The 21,263-nt window shown below is 63.3% G+C and carries 19 protein-coding genes; 8 read left to right on the top strand and 11 right to left on the bottom strand.

Going from position 1 to position 21,263, the window contains the following annotated elements; all coding sequences use genetic code 11:
- Positions 1-4 precede the first annotated feature (4 nt).
- From AB4851_RS03840 to AB4851_RS03830, 3 genes are all read left to right on the top strand, one after another.
- Positions 5-3,145, top strand: a complete 3,141-nt coding sequence (locus tag AB4851_RS03840; protein ID WP_414448503.1) for an efflux RND transporter permease subunit — start codon at positions 5-7, stop codon at positions 3,143-3,145.
- On the top strand, positions 3,142-4,623 hold the full coding sequence (locus tag AB4851_RS03835) for an efflux transporter outer membrane subunit (protein WP_414448502.1): 1,482 nt from the start codon (positions 3,142-3,144) through the stop codon (positions 4,621-4,623). Before AB4851_RS03840 ends, AB4851_RS03835 begins: the two co-directional genes overlap by 4 nt.
- Before the next feature lie 143 nt (positions 4,624-4,766).
- Positions 4,767-5,549 (top strand): IclR family transcriptional regulator, encoded by a 783-nt coding sequence (locus tag AB4851_RS03830; RefSeq protein WP_414449131.1) that lies wholly within the window; start codon positions 4,767-4,769, stop codon positions 5,547-5,549.
- Positions 5,550-5,733: 184 nt separating this feature from the next.
- Here AB4851_RS03830 and AB4851_RS03825 read toward each other — a convergent pair whose 3' ends face one another.
- From AB4851_RS03825 to AB4851_RS03800, 6 genes are all read right to left on the bottom strand, one after another.
- Positions 5,734-6,921 carry a serine hydrolase domain-containing protein gene (locus tag AB4851_RS03825; protein WP_414448501.1) on the bottom strand — a complete coding sequence of 396 codons (1,188 nt, stop codon included), beginning with the start codon at positions 6,919-6,921 and terminating at the stop codon, positions 5,734-5,736.
- Positions 6,922-6,940: 19 nt separating this feature from the next.
- Positions 6,941-7,669: a glutamine ABC transporter ATP-binding protein GlnQ gene (glnQ, locus tag AB4851_RS03820; RefSeq protein ID WP_414448500.1), complete on the bottom strand. Its 729-nt coding sequence runs from the start codon at positions 7,667-7,669 to the stop codon at positions 6,941-6,943.
- On the bottom strand, positions 7,666-8,322 hold the full coding sequence (gene glnP, locus AB4851_RS03815) for a glutamine ABC transporter permease GlnP (RefSeq protein ID WP_414448499.1): 657 nt from the start codon (positions 8,320-8,322) through the stop codon (positions 7,666-7,668). Before glnP ends, glnQ begins: the two co-directional genes overlap by 4 nt.
- Positions 8,319-9,071 carry a transporter substrate-binding domain-containing protein gene (locus AB4851_RS03810; RefSeq protein WP_414448498.1) on the bottom strand — a complete coding sequence of 251 codons (753 nt, stop codon included), beginning with the start codon at positions 9,069-9,071 and terminating at the stop codon, positions 8,319-8,321. The genes glnP and AB4851_RS03810 overlap by 4 nt, the downstream gene beginning before the upstream one ends.
- 70 nt (positions 9,072-9,141) lie before the next feature.
- Entirely contained in the window at positions 9,142-9,633 is a 492-nt protein-coding gene (locus AB4851_RS03805) for a RidA family protein (RefSeq protein WP_414448497.1), read from the bottom strand.
- Positions 9,630-10,577, bottom strand: coding sequence for a PhzF family phenazine biosynthesis protein (locus AB4851_RS03800; protein ID WP_414448496.1), 948 nt, complete (start codon positions 10,575-10,577; stop codon positions 9,630-9,632). The genes AB4851_RS03805 and AB4851_RS03800 overlap by 4 nt, the downstream gene beginning before the upstream one ends.
- 189 nt (positions 10,578-10,766) lie before the next feature.
- Here AB4851_RS03800 and AB4851_RS03795 point away from each other — a divergent pair, with 189 nt between their 5' ends.
- From AB4851_RS03795 to AB4851_RS03785, 3 genes are all read left to right on the top strand, one after another.
- Positions 10,767-11,648, top strand: a complete 882-nt coding sequence (locus tag AB4851_RS03795) for a helix-turn-helix domain-containing protein (protein ID WP_414448495.1) — start codon at positions 10,767-10,769, stop codon at positions 11,646-11,648.
- Between the two features lie 209 nt (positions 11,649-11,857).
- Positions 11,858-12,295, top strand: coding sequence for a hypothetical protein (locus tag AB4851_RS03790; protein WP_414448494.1), 438 nt, complete (start codon positions 11,858-11,860; stop codon positions 12,293-12,295).
- 288 nt (positions 12,296-12,583) lie between these two features.
- Entirely contained in the window at positions 12,584-13,108 is a 525-nt protein-coding gene (locus AB4851_RS03785; RefSeq protein WP_414448493.1) for a GNAT family N-acetyltransferase, read from the top strand.
- A 9-nt stretch (positions 13,109-13,117) separates the two neighbouring features.
- On the opposite strand, the gene AB4851_RS03780 is transcribed toward AB4851_RS03785, so the two are convergent.
- Genes AB4851_RS03780 through AB4851_RS03770 form a run of 3 tightly spaced genes read right to left on the bottom strand, consistent with a single transcriptional unit; the run spans position 13,118 to position 15,080 of the window.
- The gene (locus AB4851_RS03780) at positions 13,118-14,218 is read right to left on the bottom strand and encodes an ATP-binding protein (protein ID WP_414448492.1); all 1,101 of its coding nucleotides are present in this window, start codon (positions 14,216-14,218) and stop codon (positions 13,118-13,120) included.
- Positions 14,218-14,922, bottom strand: coding sequence for a response regulator (locus tag AB4851_RS03775; protein WP_414448491.1), 705 nt, complete (start codon positions 14,920-14,922; stop codon positions 14,218-14,220). Before AB4851_RS03775 ends, AB4851_RS03780 begins: the two co-directional genes overlap by 1 nt.
- Positions 14,919-15,080, bottom strand: coding sequence for a hypothetical protein (locus AB4851_RS03770; protein ID WP_414448490.1), 162 nt, complete (start codon positions 15,078-15,080; stop codon positions 14,919-14,921). The genes AB4851_RS03775 and AB4851_RS03770 overlap by 4 nt, the downstream gene beginning before the upstream one ends.
- 77 nt (positions 15,081-15,157) lie before the next feature.
- On the opposite strand from AB4851_RS03770, the gene AB4851_RS03765 reads away from it, so the two are divergent.
- The gene (locus AB4851_RS03765) at positions 15,158-16,399 is read left to right on the top strand and encodes an efflux RND transporter periplasmic adaptor subunit (protein ID WP_414448489.1); all 1,242 of its coding nucleotides are present in this window, start codon (positions 15,158-15,160) and stop codon (positions 16,397-16,399) included.
- 8 nt (positions 16,400-16,407) lie between these two features.
- Positions 16,408-19,509, top strand: a complete 3,102-nt coding sequence (locus AB4851_RS03760) for an efflux RND transporter permease subunit (RefSeq protein WP_414448488.1) — start codon at positions 16,408-16,410, stop codon at positions 19,507-19,509.
- Between the two features lie 33 nt (positions 19,510-19,542).
- On the opposite strand, the gene AB4851_RS03755 is transcribed toward AB4851_RS03760, so the two are convergent.
- Positions 19,543-20,859: a type II toxin-antitoxin system HipA family toxin gene (locus tag AB4851_RS03755; protein ID WP_414448487.1), complete on the bottom strand. Its 1,317-nt coding sequence runs from the start codon at positions 20,857-20,859 to the stop codon at positions 19,543-19,545.
- Positions 20,856-21,185, bottom strand: a complete 330-nt coding sequence (locus AB4851_RS03750; RefSeq protein ID WP_414448486.1) for a helix-turn-helix transcriptional regulator — start codon at positions 21,183-21,185, stop codon at positions 20,856-20,858. Before AB4851_RS03750 ends, AB4851_RS03755 begins: the two co-directional genes overlap by 4 nt.
- Positions 21,186-21,263: the final 78 nt, after the last annotated feature.

Below are 21,263 nucleotides of genomic sequence, written 5' to 3'. Positions count from 1 at the left end.
CGCCATGTCCAAGTTCTTCATCGGCCGGCCGATTTTTGCCTGGGTGATCGCGATCGTCGTCATGCTCGCCGGTTACCTGTCAATTCGGACCCTGCCAGTCAATCAGTACCCCAACATCGCGCCGCCCGCCGTGATCGTGACGGTGACCTATCCCGGCGCATCCGCGCAGACCGTGCAAGACACCGTGGTGCAAGTGATCGAGCAGCAGATGAACGGTCTCGATGGGCTGCGCTACATCACGTCCAATAGCAATTCGGACGGGAGCATGCAGATCATCGTGACCTTCAATCAGGGTACCGATCCCGACATCGCGCAGGTCCAGGTTCAGAACAAGCTTCAACTGGCGACACCGTTGCTGCCGCAGGAAGTGCAACAGCAGGGGATTCGCGTTGCAAAGTATCAAGTGAACTTCATGATGGTCGTCGCGCTCGTGTCCGAAGACGGGAAGATGTCGAGCTACGATCTGGGCAACTTCCTTGCGTCGAATCTTCAGGATCCAATCCTGCGCACCAAAGGCGTGGGCGACTACCTGCTGCTCGGCTCGCAATATGCGATGCGGATCTGGCTCGACCCGGCCAAACTGGATAGCTATTCACTGACGCCCACCGACGTGGCCGATGCGATTTCGGCGCAGAACGTTCAAGTGTCTTCCGGCATGTTGGCGCAGCTTCCGACCACCAAAGGCGTGGAACTCAACGCAACCGTCATCGGCAAGGTCCGGCTCAAGACCGCGGACCAATTCCGCAATATCTTGCTCAAGGTGAACAAGGACGGCTCCCAGGTTCGCCTGAAGGATATTGCAACGGTGGGGCTTGGCGCCGAAACGTATTCGATTTCGAGTCTCTACAACGGCAAGCCGTCGGCCGGTCTCGCGTTGCGTCTGGCCACCGGTGCCAACGTGCTCGATACGGTGAACGCGGTACGGCGTGTGCTGGACGAGAAGAAGGACATTCTTCCGCCGGGCGTCAAGATCGTCGTGCCGTACGACACGTCGCCCGTGGTCAACGCGTCGATGCATGAGGTCGTGAAGACCTTGATCGAAGGGATCGTGCTGGTGTTCCTCGTGATGTATCTGTTCATGCAGAACCTGCGCGCCACGTTGATCCCGACGCTGGCCGTGCCGGTCGTGTTGCTCGGCACGTTTGGTGTCCTGGCGGCGGCGGGATTCACGATGAATACGCTGACCATGTTCGGCATGGTGCTCGCAATCGGCCTCCTGGTGGACGATGCCATCGTGGTGGTCGAGAACGTCGAGCGGGTGATGGTGGAAGAAGGGTTGAGCCCCCGCGAAGCGACGAAGAAGTCGATGGGCCAGATTCAGGGTGCTTTGGTGGGCATCGCGATGGTTCTTTCCGCGGTGTTTTTGCCGATGGCATTTTTTGGCGGATCGACCGGTGTGATTTACCGTCAGTTCTCCATCACGATTGTCTCGGCGATGACGATTTCGGTGCTCATGGCGATGGTATTTACACCAGCCCTTTGTGCGACGCTTCTGAAGCCGCCTGCACAAGATCACCACGATAAGAAAGGCTTTTTCGGCTGGTTCAATCGGATGTTCGAGCGCAACGCCGATCGCTATCAGAACGTGGTAACGCGGGTGATTGCCAGGAAGGCCCTGTTCATGGGCGTCTACGGCGTGATCGTGTTGTGTCTGGGCTTTCTGTTCACGAAAGTGCCAACCGCATTCCTGCCCGACGAGGACCAGGGGCAGATGTTCGTGCAGGTGCAGATGCCGCCGAACTCGTCGGCCGAGCGTACCGAGAAAGTGATCACGCAGGTTCGGAACTACCTGCTTGAACATGAAAGTGGTGCGATCGACTCCGTATTCACGGTGAACGGTTTCAACTTCGCTGGCCGCGGACAGAACTCGGCGATGGCTTTCGTCGCAATGAAGCCTTGGGATAAGCGAACGGGCCGTGATCCATCCGTGTTCGGCGTCGCCCAGCGCGCATTCGGTCCGTTTTCCGCGATCCGCGACGGCATGGTCATCCCAATTGTGCCGCCGGCCATTCTCGAACTCGGCAACGCGAAAGGCTTCGATATTTTTCTCGAAGACGATACCGGTCAAGGGCATGAGGCCCTGATGGCAGCGCGAGACAAATTCCTCGAACTGGCCGAGAAGGATCCCTTATTGATCAACGTGCGCCCGAACGGGATGAACGACGAGCCGCAATTCCACATCAATATCGACGACGAGAAGGCGCGCTCTCAGCAAGTCAGTCTTGCTGCGATCAACGATACGATGACCGCTGCATGGGGCTCGCAATACGTCAACGATTTTATCGATCGCGGTCGAGTCAAGAAGGTGTTCATTCAGGGGCAACCCGACTCGCGGGTACGACCGGAAGATCTGAACAAGTGGTACGTACGGAACGATGCGGGTCAAATGGTGCCGTTCGCCTCGATCGCATCGGGTTCATGGGCATATGGGTCGCCGAAGCTCGAGCGATACAACGGTGTTCCCGCGGTCGAGTTGCAGGGCGAGCCCGCGCCAGGCCACAGCTCGGGCGAGGCGATGCTCGAACTGGAGAAGATCGCGGCGCAGTTGCCCCATGGTTTCAGCATCAAGACCACCGGCCTCTCTTTTGAGGAGAAGCTTTCCGGATCGCAGGCGCCGGCCCTGTATGTGCTCTCGATCCTGATCGTGTTTCTGTGTCTCGCCGCGCTGTATGAAAGCTGGTCCGTGCCGTTCTCCGTGCTGCTGGTGATTCCGCTCGGCGTGATCGGCGCGGTTTGCGCGACCTTGATGCGCGGCTTGAACAACGACGTGTTTTTCCAGGTCGGCCTGTTGACCACCGTGGGCCTGTCCGCGAAAAACGCGATCCTGATCGTCGAGTTCGCGAAGGACTTGCACGAGCATCACGATGTGCCGCTGGCGCAGGCAGCAATCCAGGCGGCGCGCCTTCGCCTGCGTCCGATCATCATGACGTCCGTGGCGTTCGTGCTCGGCGTCGCGCCGCTCACGATCTCGCATGGCGCGGGATCGGGTAGCCAGCACTCGGTAGGCACCGGCGTCGTGGGCGGAATGATGACGGCGACGTTCCTCGCCATTTTCTTCGTGCCGCTGTTTTACGTGCTGATCACCGGCCTGTTCGCACGCCGCAAGAAGAAAGGCGGCAATGAGTGCAAGGAGGTCAAGGCATGATGCATTTCAAACTGACGAAAATAGTCCTGGCGTGCGGGGTGTTTGCATTGAGTGCCTGCACGATGGAGCCGAAATATGTCCGCCCGGCGCTGCCCGTATCGGCGACCTATGCGCAAGCGGATCAAATGAGGACCACGAACGTTTCACCGTCCGACGTGGCATGGGAAGCCTATTACCCGAATGCCGAATTGCGCGGTTTGATTGCGTTGGCGATCGCCAATAATCGCGATCTGAGGGTATCGGTGCTCAATATCGAGCGGGCAAGAGCCCAGTATCGAATCCAACGGGCCGATCTGCTGCCGACCCTGGCCGCTCAGGCCGGCGGCAATGTCGCGCGCATGCCGTCGGATCTATCGGCCACCGGGCAATCCGGCGTGACGCACGACTATTCGGTGGGCGGCGCGGTTGCGTCGTACGAGCTCGACCTCTTTGGGCGTGTGCGAAGCCTCACCCGGCAGGCCCTTCAGGCCTACCTTGCCACCGAGCAGGCGCGTCGCGCGGTGCAAATCAGTCTCGTCTCCGAGGTAGCGAATGCCTGGTTGACCTTGCAGGCCGATCACCAACTGTATCTGTTGGCTCGGCAGACGAGGGAGAGTCAGTCGGGAACGCTGTCCATGATCGATTCGGGCTATCGAGCCGGAACCTCGACCGCACTCGATCTCAACCAGGCGAGATCGCAGGTTCGGTCGGCGCAAGCCGCTGTGGCTCGCTACGATCGGCAGATCAAACTGGATCACAACGCGCTCACGCTGCTGGTCGGCAGCACGATTCCGGCCGAATGGATGACGTACGTGCCACTGGAATCGATTCGTCTCGACGAACATCTCGATGCCGGCGCGCCGTCGGACCTGCTGACTCGCCGGCCGGACATCATCGAGGCAGAGAATCAACTCAAGGCGGCGAACGCCAACATCGGCGCCGCGCGGGCCGCCTTCTTCCCGCGCATCGTGCTGACGGCGTCGGGCGGAACGGCCAGTGCCTCGCTCAGCGGCCTCTTCGATCCCGGCAGCGCGGCGTGGTCGTTCGGTCCGTCGATCAGCGTGCCGATCTTCGATTTTGGCCGTAATGCGGCGAACCTCGAAGTCTCCAAGGTTCAGCGCGAAATCGAAGTCGAGAATTATCGAAAGGCGATTCAGCTGGCATTCCGTGAAGTATCGGATGCGCTCGACGGTCGAGAGACGTTTGTGAGCCAGGAGGAAGCGCAGGCGGGTTTGGTCGCGGCGAATGCCGAGTCTTATCGGTTATCGCACGAGCGCTTCGAGAATGGCGTCAGCAGTTATCTTGACGTGCTCGTGAGCCAACGCGCGTTGTTCCAGTCCCAACAGGATTGGGTTGCCGTGCGGCTTGCGCGAGAAGCCAACGTCGTGAATCTGTATGGCGCGCTGGGTGGCGGATGGAAGACGGGCGATAAGACGGGCGCATCGGCGGCATCATCGCGCGCCGAGGTTGCCGTTCATCCGGCTGCGCACGGCGATTAAATGGGCGTGCTCAACGAGGCGTCGCCGGTGGGCGACGCCTCGTTGCATTCGAGCCGGATGCGAGGAATGCGCGTTGTATGATACCGGTCGGTAAAACGGTTGCAATGCCGGTCGCGCCGCCGACCGGTAGCTGAGGAGACTTGATGGCGCAGGACATTACATTCGGCGGCGATGCCGCGCAGGCGGAATCTGACAAGGGCATCCAGGTCGTGTCGCGCGCCGCCGCCATTCTTCGTGCGCTGGGACGGCATCCCGAAGGCTTGAGCCTTGGCGCGATCGCGGAGGAAACCGATCTTCCGCGCTCGACGGTCCAGCGTCTGGTCGGCGCGCTCGAACTGGAGCAATTCGTCGAAACCATGGGGCCGCGCGGCGGCACGCGCCTCGGGCCGGCACTCGGTCAACTGGCGCGGGCCGCGCATGGGGACATCGTCTCGGTGGCCAGGCCGCACTTGGAGTCGATGGCGAAGGCGGTCAACGAGACGGTGGCGTTGGCCGGTGCGTCGGGGCGCCGTGCGATCGTGGTCGATCGCGTGGTAGTCGAGCGCGAGTTATGCATCATGATTCCGATCGGCGTGTCGTCCAATCCCTATACAACCGGGTTGGGCAAGGCATTGCTGGCGGAACTGCCCGACGATGCGGTTCGCAAGCTGTTCGGCAATCGCATCACGCCCGAAACCACCAAGACGGTGAAGGACATGGCCGGGCTGATCGCGCAGTTGGAGCGCGTGCGGAGCGAGCAGATCGCGTATGAGCGAGAAGAGCACATCGAGGACGTGTGCTCGATTGCAACGCCGATCGACACGTTCCTGGGACCCTATTCGATCGGCATCGCCGTACCGAAAGCACGCTTCGATTCGAACATCGCGTTGTTCGAGCGCGAGCTGCGAAAATGTAAGAAACTCATCGAGGCCGAAGTCGGCCGTTGAGCTCGCTGGCCAAGGCCTTCTCTCAGGCCGATCTGCCGGTGTGCAAACAGTCACCGGATCGGGCATCGACTTTTAACGGTGCTTGTCCGGATGTCATTCACGTACTGAAGTGAGTGCGTGTGCATGGCAACCATGGCGCAACCATGAACTCATTCGGTGCGTCGTCCGCGTCCGTGCCCGGACCTCATCGCGCCATCTTCGCAATGCCCTCGAACAGCGCCAGATTCAAGCGCTTCAGTTCGTTATTCGCAGGGGTGGGTTGTGCCGAAAACTTGGCGATCACCGTCTCGCTCGCCGGGTCGACATAAAGCCACTGGCCGTGAATGCCGATCGCAAAGCCGGCGCCGTTGCCATTCCCTCGCTGATACCACTTGTTTCGATAGCGTCCGTCGGGCAGCCAATCCGCGAAGCTGCCATTGCGCCAGGCTTCGGCGCTTCCGCCGTGGCGCGTATCGTCGATCCAGGCGCGCGGGATCAGCCGCCGTCCGTCGATTTCCCCGCCCACACGCACGAGTTCGCCGATCCTCGCGAGATCGCGGATGGCCATGCACAGGCCGCCGCCCGAACGTGCGGTGCCGGCGATGTCCACGGTCACGTAGCCGTCGGCACGCAGTCCGAGCGGCTGCCACAAACGGGCGGATGCGAAATCCGCGTAGCGCTGGCCCGAGGCGCGTTCGATCACGAGGCCGAGCACATCCGAATTGGGCGAGCAGTAATGAAACGGCCCGCCGTGATCGCCGGCTCCCTTGGGCAAGGCCGCCAGCAGATCGAGCACGGTTTCCCGTGGCTCGCCGTCGTGCCGAGGGTCCCACAGGCCGGCCCGGCGGTATCGAGAATAGAGACCGTGCGGATCGAGATAATCCTCGTCGAACGCTAGGCTGGTGCGCATGTCGAGCACATGCCGGACGCTCGCATCGCCGAACGCCGACGATTTCAACTCGGGAACGTAGTGCGCGACCGGTGCATCGGGATCGAGCAGCCCGTCGCCGTGCAGGATGCCGGCGAGCAGGCCCGCGACCGATTTGCTGGCCGAGAACAGGATATGGCGGCTTTGCAGCGTGAAGTTCGGTGCGAGCCAGTCGGCGACGATGCGCCCCGCGCGCATCACGGTCAGGCCGTCGGTGCAGGTGTCGTGCAGGATCGACGATATCGTGTGGCGCTTGCCGTCGATGGTCAGCGCCTGCCCGACCAGCGCGGCGGCATCGACGGGGGCCGTTTCGGCGAGGCCGGATGCGGCGGCGATGCGCGTCGACGGAATGATCTCGTGCAAATGGCGGAAGGCCCAGACATTCCACGGCGCGTCGCGCCAGTTGTGCTGGCCTACGGCGTCGCGGCGAAATCCGTAGTCCTGTTCGAATCGGGAGGCAGTCATGAGGCGTGGCGATGGAGGATCAATGAATGTGTCGCAGGAAATCGCGAAAGCGCTCGCTGGGCGGTGCGGAAAGCAGCCGTGACGGATCGCCGTCGTGAACCAGCCGGCCCGCCTCCATGAACAGCAGGCGCGTGCCCACTCGCTGCGCGAAGCCCATTTCATGCGTGACGACGACCATCGTCATGCCCTCCGCGGCAAGCGTCTGCATGACCTTGAGCACTTCCTCGCGCAGTTCGGGGTCGAGCGCCGAAGTCGGTTCGTCGAACAGCATCAACTGCGGCTGGATCGCCAGCGCTCTCGCGATGGCGACGCGCTGCTGCTGGCCGCCCGAGAGTTGCGACGGATAGTGGTTCATGCGCTCGGACAGCCCGACCTTCTGCAACAGCGAACGCGCGATGTCGTTGGCCTCGGCGCGCGACTTGCCGCGTGCGCGGATCGGCCCGAACATCACGTTCTGCAGCGCCGTCAGGTTCGGGAACAGGTTGAACTGCTGAAATACCATGCCCGCTTCGAGCCGGATACGCCGCACGTCGCGCGCGCTGCCCAGCACGCTGATGCCGTCGACGCGCAGGTCGCCCCCACTGAGCGTTTCGAGCCCGTTGATACAGCGCAGCATCGTCGATTTGCCCGAACCGGACGGGCCGACGATCACCATCACTTCGCCGCGCTCGACCGTCAGATCGAGCGGATGCAGCACGAGGTGCTGCCCGAACTGTTTCGATGCCTGCCGGAATTCGATCATGCTCATCTCAGGCGTACTCTCCGTTCAAGAACTCGCAAGCCCAGCGCAAGCAGGCTGATCACGAGCAGGTAGATGCAGGCCACGGCGGTCCAGATTTCCACCGCACGAAAATTTTCCGCCATGATTTCCTGGCCGCGCCGGGTCAGTTCGCCCACGCCGATCACGAGAAAGATCGACGTGTCCTTGACCAGATTCACGAACTGGTTGCCCATCGCCGGCAGTGCCCGCCGCATCGCGATCGGCGCGATCACGTGGGCGAGCACGCGGTGAAACGGCAGGCCCATCGCGAGACCGGCTTCCCGCAGCCCGCCGGGCACCGCGTCGAGCGCGCCGCGCACGATCTCCGCGTTGTAGGCGCCCGAGTTGACGATCAGCGTGATGATGGCGGCGCTGGTGCCGCTGATGCGCACGTTCATCATGATCGGCAGTGCGAAGTAGACGAACATCACCTGCACCACGATCGGCGTGCCGCGTATCAGCGCGACGTACAACTGCGCGGGCAGCATCGCGAGCCGCCCGCCGTAGGTCAGCGCCACGCCCGCGATCCCCCCCAGCACGAGACCGCCGGCGAGGCCCGCCAGCGCGATCAGGATGGTCAGCCGAAGCCCTTGCATCAGATCGGGCAATGCGGCCAGCATGGCCGCCCAGTCGAAGTTCATGCCGAGCGCTCTCCGAACCACTTGCGATTCAATGCGTCGAGCCGTCCGTCGGCCTTCATCGCGGCGAGTTGCTGGTTGGCGGCGGCCACCAGCGGGCTGCCTTTCTGGAAGCCGATCCCGACATCGAGCCCTTCCAGCGGCGGCTGCACGACGCGCACCTTGCCCTTGCCGCCGGTGTTGGCGTAGTAGAGCAGCAGCGGCTTGTCGTACACGACCGCATCGGTGCGGCCCGCCAGCAGCGCGAGCAGCGCATTGTTGATGCTTGGAAGCTGGTCGATCGTCGCGTCCTTGATGTGTTCGCGGATGTATCCCACCGCCACCGTGCCGGTTTCGGTGCCGATGCGCTTGCCGGCGAGATCGGCGGGCGAGTGGATGCTGGTGTTGTCGATGCGGGTGAGCGAGATCAGCCCGCTCTTGTAGTACGGCATCGAGAAATCGATCACCTGCTGGCGTTCCGGCTTGATGAAAAGCTGCGACACGATCGCATCGAGATTGCGGGTTTGCAAGGCCGGCAGCAGCGCGCCGAACTCCATCGGTTGAAGGCGCCACGTGCGATTCATGCCCTTGGCCACCTCGCTCCACACTTCGACGTCGAAGCCGGAATAGCCGTTGCCGTCCTTGTAGGCGAATGGCGGCGCGCCCACGTTCGAGCCGATCACGAGTTCCGCGTCATCGGCGCGGACCACACGGGAGAGCAAAGCGGCGGGCGCCGCGGCAAGGCCGAGTTGCAAAAGTTGACGACGATTCATGGTCTTCTCCACGTTGGAGGGTCGTTGCGGGTCGGCTTTGCCGATCGTTTGTAAGACGGGATGCGAGGCGTCAGGACAGTTCGATGCTGTTGTCCGGCACGTGTTTCAGCGCGACGACCAGTTCGATCTCGAGCAGCGCGCCATCCGGCAATCCGGCCACGCCGACGGCCGATCGCGCATGGCGCCCGCGTTCGCCGAGGATCGCGAGCAACAGCGTCGAGGCTTCGTCGAGCACGCGCCCGTAGTGCGCAAAGCCGGGCGCCGCATGGACGAAGCCGCGCAGGAACAGCGTGCGATCGATATCGAGCGACGCCGGCACGCCTGCGTGCAGCACGGCGAGCGCGCGTAGCACGCAGGTATGCGCCGCGTGCCGGATCGTTTCGGGCGGCGTCGAGTCGCTCACGGGGCCGGCAATCACGTCGCCTTCGATCCGGCAGACCTGGCCGCTCACGTAGGCAATATCGTCATGAATCACCACGCTCTCGTAGGCGCCACGCGGCGCGGGCGCGGCGGGCAGCGCGAGGCCGAGTTGCGCGATTCGATGTTCCAGGTCCGACGTCATGACGGCGACCCCGGTTGCGTTTCGATGACCACCCGTCCGCCTAGCCAGCAACCGTCCGGCACGCGGCTCCGGTCGCCGTCTGCGAAACGGAAGCGCACGGAAATCTGCGAAGGGCGATGCATCGCGCGGCCCTGACGGATCGTGACCGCCTGAACGGAGGGTTCGATCGCGCCGCTGGCAAGCAGTCCGAACGAAAGTGCCGAAGCCGCGATGCCGGTGGCGGCGTCCTCGGGGTAGCCGGAGGCGCGCGGGAACTGCCGCGCATCGAACACCGCCTGCGCTGCGTCGTGCGCGGCATAGGGATAAAGCCCGGTCGAGCCGATTTGCTCGCACAACGCTTCGATCTGGTCGAAGCGCGGCTGCATTGCATCGAGATCGGCCACGCTGGCGAGCGGGATCAAGGTCTTCACGCGGCTGGTGCAGGCGTTCTGGATCGGCAGCGGCGCCAATTGCGCCTCGGTGATGCCGAGCACGTCGAGAATCGCATCCCGCGTGGGCCGATCGTCCAGCGCCTCGACACTGCCCGCCGGTTGCGAGATCTCGACCGCTGCGCCGTCGCTGGATTCACCGGTGATGCGCGCCAGTACCACGCCGCTGCGCGTCAGGATGCGGAGCCGGTCGCGCTGCAGGCGCCCGTTGCGGTGCAGCAGCCAGACCGCGCCGACGGTGGCGTGGCCACACATCGACATTTCGTGGTTCGGCACCCAGAAGCGAAACTCGAAGTCGCAACCCGAGTCGGCCGGCGCCGGGATGACGAAGCCGCTTTCGTGGCCGTAGCGTTGCGCGACCGCCTGCATCTCGGCATCGGACATGCCGTCTGCGTCGATCACGATCGGCGCGGGGTTGCCGCCGCCTGGCGCGGCGGCGAATACGTTGACGAGTTCGACTGCGGGGTGTCGGGTCATTGCGGCGTATGCCCCGCCAATCGGGGCCTGGTTTTCCATGCGATCAGGTTACGGAAATCCACGCCGTGCCGCGCGTTTCGGCGGGCCGCGCCAGTTGATCGAACGGGCCATGGCGGTGCCGGACGCCGGTTTTTGTACTGCTATGCTGCGTGACACGGTTTCATGCAGGACATCGCGGCATCGGCGAATCGGTGCGCGATCGTGTTCTGGTCGAATGGGAGGTGAGGGATGCTGCGTTCGTTCGATGAAGTCAGCCGGCCGGCCGACAAATCGCTACTCGTTTCTGCCGGCGACGGCTGCGCGACGCTCACCGGACGCGGCAGCTACGCCATGCCCTGGCATTGGCACGATTGTCTGATGTTCATCCTGCCCAGCCTCGGGGCGGTCGAGATCCGGCATGAAGACCGGCGCGCCGGTATCTGGCTGTCGCAGGATCGCTTCGCGGTGATGCCGTCCGAGCACGCGCACCAGACGCGCGCCGCGTGCGCGCCCCACACGCACGTCGCGCTTTATGTCACGGCTGATGCGCTGCGCAGGCTGGATACCGGTGTCGGATCGCTCGATGCGTTTCGTCGACGCACGCGCAAACCCACGCTGTTTCGCAAATCCGCCACCATCCGCAATCTGCAGGATCTGTCGCTGCGCGCCGACCTCGGCGCCTATGGCAGCGAGGCGACGCGGCAGGCGCTGGCGGCGGCGCTGCTGATGCAGTGCATCGGGGAGGTCATCGCGGGGCACGGCGAATCGGCGCGGTCGCCAGCGGAACATGGCATGGCGCTGGTCGCGGATATCGAAGCCTATGTGACGTCCCATGTCGATCGGGATATTCCGCTCGATGCGCTCGAGCAGCGGTTCGGGGCGTCGCGTCGGCATATCACGCGCCTGTTTCGTGAACGGACGGGGCTGTCGATCGGGGAGTTTCAGCAGCGTGTGCGTTATCGGATCGCCTGCGAGTTGCTGACGCAGACGGATTTGCCGATCGGGGAGGTGGCGTTTCGGGTTGGGTTCGCGAGTGGCGCGGCACTGGCGCATGCGATGCGGCGGATCGGGGGGCATTCGCCTTCGGAATTGCGGGTGGGGGCGGGGGCTACGTTGGGGGCTGATTGCTGACTGACGATGCGAACGCGTCTTGATGACCCAAAAGCGTCAGCAGGCCGGTTTTGCGTCGAAGTCACGTTTGGGGGAAGGATCGAAGCGGCGATTCGAGTCGCCGCCATGACGGGCTGCCGATGAATGAGTCGGATCGCGGATACCGATGCGGCAGCGGTGACGGCAAGGCCTGCGATGAGAATGATAATTAACTGACTAGACACGCTTGTGTGGAAGATCCGAATCGCAAACCGGCCGTGGCCGCGGGCTTCCGGGGTGGGCGCTATCTGTCGGCGCAGGCCAGCGCGCATGGAGAGTGGCAATCGAATGGCTCCGCGAAACCCGGCTTGGACGCCTATGCGACGTCCAAGCAGTGTGCGTTGGTCACGGCAATGAGCTGTGCCCGCGAGCCCCCGCGATTGCATTTCAACGCCGTCGAGCCAGGTTTCACTTCCGGCACGGGGCTGGGCATGGGCAACGCCAATGCGTTCGTGCGCGCGCTGGTGGCCGGTCTGGTGCCTGTGATCGTGCCGTTGCCGATGCCCTTTATGAAAATTCTCAGCACGCCCCGGCGCTGGCACGCGAGACGCAATTCCAGGATCGCGTCGTCGCTCAAACGCGCGACTTACTGGCGAGCTTTCGCAGGTAAGGCGTTGCTGCCTTCATGACATCCGACCGGTTATTGACGAATCCGCCGCGCTATCTGGCCTTATGACTGAACGCGCCGTCAGGATTGGCGTAGGAATTCGCATCTTTTCGCGCTCGGGCCGTGCCGGGCAGAATAGCAAACCGGTTCATCGCGGATAGGTCCGCTGCATCCGGCGTTCATCAAATTTCCACGGTTTGTGGACAGTGTTGCCGCAAGATCCTTATCTTGCGTTGTGCATGTTCCGTTTCAACGCGGCGGCCGACGACGGCACTCACAGGAATGCTTCCATTGATTCTCGAAGGAAACCATGAACACTGCCCATCCGATTAAGCCGTACTGGGTCGATAACGTAAATGAAGCAGACGAGTTGGCCGTCTTCTTCACGGAAAACACCGACGCTTCCTATATCTCCCACTCTGAACTCCAGTTTGGTCTTGCAGAATCGCCGAAGTGCTGGAACCCGGATCGGCCGCGACTGATCAGGTCGGAAATTACAGAAAGCATAACGGCAGAAACAGCGGAAAATGGGCCGCCGCCAACGTTGATATTTGCTGCAAGACACGGTTTGGAACTCGTCGCGATGGGGTGTGTTGCGATGCATACCCAAGGTCCTGGGGTTCCTTATGCTGTTTTGGAGGACATCGTTATCAGCCGCAGCATGAGGCACGCGGGTATCGGACGTACCGTGCTGGATTGGCTAATACGGGAAGCACGAGAAGCCGGATGTCATCGCATCTTTCTGGAAAGCGGCGCTCAGAATCATCAGGCGCATGAATTCTTCCGGAAGCAAGGCTTCACGCAGTGTTCGGTCGTGATGATGCGCGAACTGTGAATGCCGGATTCACGTCTGGCCTCGCGGTAGCGTGAGCTCGAACACGGAGCCGCCAGACTGAGACGGCCTGAACGTAGCCTGTCCTCCGTGCGCCAACGCAATCGCCCGCACGACCGAGAGACCCAGGCCGGCACCGCCGAATTTCCGGGAGCGCGACGCATCGGCGCGCGTGAACGGCTCGAAAACCAGCGGCGCGAAGTCGGGAGACAAGCCCGGGCCTTCGTCTTCGACGCCAACTGAAAACGAATCCTCCCGAACGCTGAGCGAGACAAGCAGACGGCCCGGCACGGCGTATCTTCGCGCGTTGTCGAGCAATGCAAACAGTGCTTGCCGAATACGGGCGCCATCGCAAGCCACGACCGTGTCGGACAGGTTCAGCTCAAGGATGAATCCGGCTTCGCCGAGCGCATCCCCAATAGAGTCGACGGCACGCCGGATTTCGATATCGATGCGCGTGGGCTCGATGCGCATCTCCAGTCGCCCGATGTCCTGCAAGTTCATGATGTAAAGATCATCGACCAGCCGGGTCAGACCTTCGACCTGAAACAGCAAGCCGCGTATTTGCGTTTCGTCGGGCGTGAATATGCCGTCCCGCATGCCTTGCAGCCGACCACGCAAAATGGTGAGCGGGGTTCGCAATTCATGAGCGATCGCGGCGTTCCACTCGGTTCGCTCGGTCGTCATGCGCTCGAGTCGAACCGCCATCGCATTGAAGTCGTCAACGAGAAGGGCGGTATCGCCGAGCGAGCGGTCGCCAGCCAGGGCACGCGCCTCCAGGTCGCCCGCCGCAATACGTCGGGCGCCTTCGGCAAGCGAGTTCAGCGGCGCAAGAATACGCTTGGCCAGGCGCGACGCCATGATGACCGCGAACACGAGCCCGAGAAGCAACAGCGTGGCGAAAATCAGGTAGTCCTGGGGGTCCGGAATGAATGCTTCCGCAAAGGTCGTCGGTTGTGGCGGCGGAGAGTGAGCGTAGAGCAAGCCATAGATGACGAATGAGCCGACGAAAAGAATCAGTGCGGTGATGACCGATACGAGGCCCATCGAAAGAACGATCTGACGCCCGAGCCGTCCGCGGTGCTTTCCGGTCGTTGCGGTGACGGTTTTCATCAGGAACCGGTCAGCTTGTAACCCACGCCCCGAACCACGGTAATCATGTCGGAAGCGCCCGCTTTCTCGAGTTTCTTCCGCAGGTTGCTGACATGGCTGTCTACTGTACGTTCAAGCGCAACGCCACCCGGCAGGCAGGCATCGAGAAGCTCGCTGCGCGTGAATACGCGCTGCGGAGATCTGGACATATGCGTGAGCACGCGGAATTCCGTGAGCGTGAGCGAGAGTTGAACGCTTTGGCCGGATTGTTGTTCCGCAGCCAGCGTGCGAACGCTTGCCACATAACTCGCCGTGTCGATTTCGAGCCGACCGACGCGCAGCACGGGTTCATTGCGGCCGGATGTCGTCCGGCGAAGCACAGCCCCGATACGCGCCACGATTTCGACCGGATTGAACGGCTTGACGATGTAGTCGTCCGCACCGATGCGCAGGCCCTGCAGACGGTCGATGTCCTGATCGAGCGCGGTGACGACGACGATCGGCGTGTCGCCACGCCGGCGCAGTTCGGCGAGCACTTCCCAGCCATCCTTGCCCGGCATTTTTATATCGAGCAGCACGAGATCGGGTTTGAGCAGCGGCTGCACGTCGAGCGCGGTCTGGCCGTTGTTGACCTGATAGGTGCGATAGCCCTCACGGCGCAGATAGGCGTCGAGAATCTCGGCGATTTCGGGTTCGTCTTCTGCGATCAGGATCAGCGCGTTCATGGTTCGTCGCGGGCGTTGTGCAGCTTTTCGGAGAGCGCATCGTGAACCCACGCAGCGCACCAGGCAATCCGCTTCATCAAATCTCCATCATAGCTCGACAGTTCGGCGCGGCCGAACAGCGGCGAATCGCTGCCGCGTTTTCTCGACGCAATCTCCACACAACGTCCAACGTATTCAAACGGCAGCGCAGCACACTCCTGGCTCGCCCAACCGCAGCCCGTATCACTCAGCCGCCATGACGCACTTCCCGATCAGCAACACCGCCGCCGCGCTGGCCGTTGCGCTTGCCCTCGTCGCCACGTTGTCCGGCTGCAAACGCAGCCACGTCGACGCTACGCCACGCGCGTCCATTCCGACCGTCAGCGTCATCAAACTGCACCAGCAGGCAGTGCGGGTTTCCGCCGAACTGCCGGGGCGCGTCGTCGCCTTCCTTGAAGCCGAGGTGCGCCCGCAAGTCGGCGGCATCATCCAGCAGCGCCTGTTCGTGGAAGGCAGCGAAGTCGAGGCCGGCCAGCCGCTCTATCGAATCGACCCCGCAAGTTATCGCGCCGCGCGTGACAACGCCGAAGCCGTCCTGCGGCGTGCAGAGGCTGCCATTCCCTCCGTGCAGGCAAAGGCCGACCGGAACCAGGTGCTCGTCAGGCACCACGCGATCAGCCGGCAAGACCACGAAGAAGCCATCGATGCGCTGGCGCAGGCGCGCGCCAGCGTCGCCGTCGCAAAAGCGGCACTCGAAACGGCACGTATCGACCTCGACCGCACGACGGTCCGCGCCCCCATTTCGGGACGCATCGGCCGCTCGACGCTCACGCCCGGCGCGCTCGTGAGCGCGAGCCAAGGCACCGCGCTCACGACCATTCACCAGATCAGCCAGGTCAACATCGACCTCACACAATCGAGCGCGAACCTGCTCGATCTGCGCGAGGCCATCGACGCCGGGCGCGTGGTGGACGCAAACGGCGGTGTGCCGGTGAAGCTGAAGCTCGAAAACGGGGCGATCTATCCGCTCGAAGGGCGCCTCGAATTTGGTGAATCGAACGTGGCGACCGGCACCGGCACCTACACGCTGCGGGCCGTCGTGTCCAACCCGCGCCGTGTGTTGCTGCCGGGCATGTACGTGCGCGCGATCGTGGAGGAGGGCACGGTGCCGCGCGCCTATCTGTTGCCGCAGCGTGCCGTGAGCCGCAACCCGCGCGGCACGGCCACTGCGCTGATGGTGCGCGGCGGCAAGGTCGAGGAAGTCGAGCTTGCCGATGCCCGCGAGCACGGTAACGACTGGCTCGTCACGCAAGGCCCGCGTGAAGGCGATGCGCTGATCGTCGAAGGCAGCCAGCAAGTGCGCGCGGGCGACGCGGTGGCGGCGACCGAAGTCGCCATCGACGCCGCCACCGGCAAGGTACGCCAGCCGACGGCCACGCAGAACGGCAACGCCGCCGCGCAGGCCCACACCGCCGAGAAATCAAGCCAAAGGGGATGAACGCCATCATGTCGGCATTCTTCATCAGACGCCCGGTGTTCGCGTGGGTGCTGGCCATCGTCGTGATGCTGGCCGGGGTGCTCGCGCTCAAACGCCTGCCCGTCGCGCAGTATCCCGAGATCGCCCCCACCACCATTTCGATTGCCGCGAGCTACCCTGGCGCGGACGCGGGGACCATCGAAAATTCGGTCACGCGCGTGATCGAGCAAGGGCTCACCGGCCTGGACAACCTGCTCTATATGTCGGCGAGTTCGGACGCGTCGGGCGAGGTCGAAATTCGCCTCACCTTCAGCAACGACGCCAATGCCGATGTCGCGCAGATGCAGGTGCAGAACAAGCTGCAACAGGTCACCGCGCAATTGCCTTCGGTGGTGCAAAGCACGGGGCTCACCGTCACGAAATCGTCGGCGAGCTTTCTGATGGTCGTGGGCTTCGTCTCGACCGACGCAAAGCTGCGCTCGATCGACCTCGACGATTATGTGGGCAGCACGCTTCAGGATCAGATTCGCCGCGTGCATGGCGTGGGCAATACGCAGTTGTTCGGTTCGAGCTATGCCATGCGGATCTGGCTCGACCCGGCCCGTCTGCAGCAATACGCGCTGATGCCCGGCGATGTGGAAACCGCGTTGCGCGCCCAGAATGCGCAGGTCGCGGCGGGCCAGTTGGGCGCGCAACCCGCGCGCCCCGGCCAGCAGTTGAACGCCACGGTCACCGCGCAAAGCCGCCTGCAAACCGTCGCGCAGTTCGAGGACGTCATCGTCAAGAGCGCGAGCGACAGCGCCCTGGTGCGCCTCAAGGATGTCGCCCGGGTGGAACTGGGCGCCGATACCTACACCTACGCCTCCACCTACAACGGCAAACCCGCGTCATCGATGGGCGTGATGCTGGCCGCCGACGCGAACGCCATCGACACGGCCGCAGGCGTCAAGACGCTGATCGCCTCGCTCAAGAGCACGCTGCCCCCCGGTGTGGATGTCGTCTATCCGTACGACACGACCCCGTTCGTCGCGTTGTCGATCCATGAAGTCGTGAAGACGCTTGTCGAAGCGATCGTGCTGGTCTTCATCGTCATGCTGGTGTTCCTGCAGAACGTGCGTGCGACGCTGATTCCCACGCTCGCCATTCCGGTCGTGCTGCTCGGCACGTTCGCCGTGCTTGCCGTGTTCGGCTACTCGATCAACACGCTCACCATGTTCGCGATGGTGCTCGCCATCGGCCTGCTGGTGGACGACGCCATCGTCGTGGTGGAAAACGTCGAGCGCGTCATGCGCGAGGACAAGCTGGACCCGCGCGAGGCCACGCTCAAGTCGATGCGCGAGATCACGGGCGCGCTGATCGGTATCGCGACGGTGCTTTCCGCCGTGTTCGTGCCGATGGCGTTTTCTTCCGGATCGACCGGCACGATCTATCGCCAGTTTTCGGTCACCATCGTCACGGCGATGCTGCTCTCCGTTGCCGTCGCGCTGATTCTCACGCCCGCGCTCTGCGCCACGATCCTGCGCCGCCCTCATGGCGATGCCGCGCGGCGTGGCTTCGCGGGCTGGTTCAACCGTTATTTCGAGCGCGGCTCGGACGCCTATCGCAGCAGCGTCGCCGGCATGCTCGGGCGCGGCAAGCGCTTTCTGGCGATCTTCGTCGCGGTGGTGGTGGCGATGGGGTGGATGTTCATGCGTCTACCCAGCTCGTTTCTGCCCGTCGACGACCAGGGCATCCTGATGACCAGCGTGGAGCTTCCGGCCGGCGCGATGAGCGCGCGCACCCAGGACGTGCTCAAGCGTGTGACGGACTATTACCTGAACGACGAGAAAGACGCGGTGGATGGCGTGATGGCCATCGAGGGCTATGGTTTTGGCGGCTCGGGCCAGAACGTGGGCATGGTGTTCGTGCGCCTCAAGGACTTCGAACAGCGCCAATCCGCGCATCGCTCCGCAAAGGAAATCGCGCAACGCGCGAGTGCGGCCTTTGCCGCCATCGGCGACGCGCAGGTCTATGCGCTGCTGCCGCCCGCCGTGGACGGCATGGGCACGTCCAACGGCTTTGACTTCTACCTGAAGGACAGCAACGGCGCGGGGCGGGAAAAACTGATCGAGGCACGGAACACGTTGCTGGCCGCCGCGGCTCGTGACCCCGCGCTGATCGATACGCGCCAAAGCGGCCAGGATTCCACACCGCAGTTTGCCGTGGCCATCGATCAGGCCAAGGCGAGCGCACTCGGCTTGAGTCTTGCCGATATCAACCAGACGCTGTCGGTCGCGTGGGGCAGCGACTACGTGAACGATTTCATCGACCGGGGGCGCGTGAAGCGCGTCTACGTGCAGGGCGATACCGACTACCGCATGCAGCCGCGTGATCTCGACGGCTGGCATGTGCGCAACGCCGGCAACGAGATGGTTCCCTTCTCCGCGTTCGCGCACGGGCGCTGGACGTTCGGCCCGACCCGGCTGGAGCGCTATAACGGTGATTCGGCGCTGGAGATCCAGGGCGAGGCCGCGCCGGGCGTGAGCTCGGGTACGGCAATGCGTGCGATCGACAGACTGGTTGCCGCGCTGCCGCCCGGATTTCGTCACGAATGGACCGGATTGTCCTATGAGGAGCGGCTCGCGGGCGATCAGGCAACCGGGCTCTATGCGATTTCCGTCCTGGTGGTGTTTCTATGCCTCGCGGCGCTCTACGAAAGCTGGTCGATTCCGCTCGCGGTGATGCTCACCGTGCCCATCGGCATGGCGGGCGCGCTGCTGGCCGCGATGCTGTGCGGCCAGACCAACGACGTCTATTTCAAGGTCGGGCTTCTCACGACCATCGGGCTGGCGGCGAAGAACGCGATCCTGATTGTCGAGTTCGCCCTGGAGCGGGAGGCGCACGGGGCAGGCGTCGTCGAGGCCACGCTCGACGCCGCGCGCCAGCGCCTGCGGCCAATCCTGATGACTTCGCTCGCCTTCATTCTCGGTGTCGTGCCGCTGGCCGTCGCCACGGGCGCGGGTTCGGGCGCCCAGAACGCGATCGGCATCGGCGTCATGGGCGGCATGCTCGCCTCCACCGTGCTGGGCATTTTCTTCGCGCCGCTGCTTTATGTGGCGGTTCGCATGGCGTTCAAGGGCAAGCGGGCGTGATGCGGTTCGACGTGTTGTCGTGAGCCGGCTGCGCTATCTGGCCTTATGACTGAAGGCCCCGTCAGGATTCGCGTAGGGGTTGACGTCCTTTCGCGCCGCAGCCGTGCTCGGGTCGGACATGCCCATCTGTTCGCGCAGCGGCGCAGGCCGGTACTTCCCAGGCTTTGCATCGGGCTTGATGTCTTCGAGCCCCCAGCTCCATGCATCCAGCATGCGCTTGGCGACTTCGCGGAAATCAGGGTATTGGTCTGCGAACTCGGACACCCTCGGCGTGACCCGATGAACCGCGGCCGAGACGCGCTCGACAGCCTCCCCCAGATCCGCCTTGCTCAGACCAAGCCGCGCACCACCGTAACTCTGCAGCAGTGCGCCTGACGCCCAAACCCGCTTGCCCTTGACAGGCAGCGCCGGGATCGCCGATGCATATTTCGGATAGACGGTACCGCTGAGAACGTCGTAGACAGGCGCGAGCCGCACGTCGTCGCGGTTGGTGTAGACGAGCGCGAAGTTCTTCAGGTGGGCATCCTGATTGTGGACTGCATGATTCAGCAGCAACAGGGTGAAGAGCCGTCGGGCATTTTCCTTGAACGCGTCGCGCGGAACATAGGTTCTGGTCAGCGTCTCAAGGAGTTCGAGTGTGCCGTTGTACTTGTTGACGGGGTCCAGGCCCTTCAGCGCGCAGTAGTCTTCCACCGCCAACGTCTGGCCGTCGTGGGGGCGGTCGAAGCGTTTCACCGCCAATACCTGCCCGTCGTCGGACAGTTGCGCGCCAGGGACGTCGAGCCCGGCCTGGCGTGCGACTTCCAGGCATAGATACTCGTTGATCGCCAGCGCCGGCAGATCATCGAAGCCCGTCTTCAGGATGGTGTCGTCGGTCCACGTGGTGGCTTTCTCTTGCAGCAGCGCCTTGGGCATGACCCCCGAAATGCCTTCCGTGATCCTGGTCTCGAGCAGACGCAGGAGGTTGTCGCGCGAGTCGGTCGACGCGAGCAGTTCCGCCATGTCGGTCTTGCTCGCGGCCTGTTCGGGCGTCGCGCCGCGCGGCACGACCTGTACGCGTCCGATCGTGTTCGCGCCGGTGAGCGCGAGCAGCCCGAAATCGCTCACGTCGGCGTGCGGGCCGAGGTGGCGGATCATGATGTCCTTCTTGACGCCTTCCGGAAGGTTCATCTGGAAAAACGGATGCAATCGGGGCCACACATACGACGCCGCGCGCACGGGCATCAGCAGCGAGACCTGGTTCTCTTCCGCAGCATCGGGCAGGTACGTGAAAACGAACTGCCCGCCCTCTTCGGCGAGCGTGCCGACCACCTGGCCTCGAACGTAGACGTCAAGGGGATCGCGGCTCATGACTTTTCCTCTGTCGCCTTGAGGCGCTGCACGGCGCGCAGCCGCACGCGTCTGGGCGTGCCGCCCGGACCATCCGGCAGATCTTCAGGGTCGTCCAGCACGTCGTCGAGCGTGCGTTGATGCCCTCGGCGGCGCGCAAGGATCTCGAGCCCGACGGCATCGAACAGGCTGAGCATCTTGACCGCGCCCAGCTCGGGCAGCGAGCCAGTCTCGAACAGGCTGATGCGTTCGCGCGGCAAGCCGCTCAGTTTGGCGACTTGTTGTTGCGTCAGGTTCGCAGCGAGCCGGGCCTCCCGGAACGCTTCACCTAATTCGGCTAAATTCATGTGATGTATAGCTCACATTATCCGTTTTAAGGACGATATTGTATCGTATACATCACAATAGTAATGCCAAACGTTTAC

Origin of the sequence: Burkholderia sp. 22PA0099, from assembly GCF_047497165.1 — a bacterium.
GTDB lineage: Bacteria > Pseudomonadota > Gammaproteobacteria > Burkholderiales > Burkholderiaceae > Burkholderia.
Note: the sequence above shows the minus strand (reverse complement) of the source record. Positions and strands in the feature narration are given on the sequence as shown.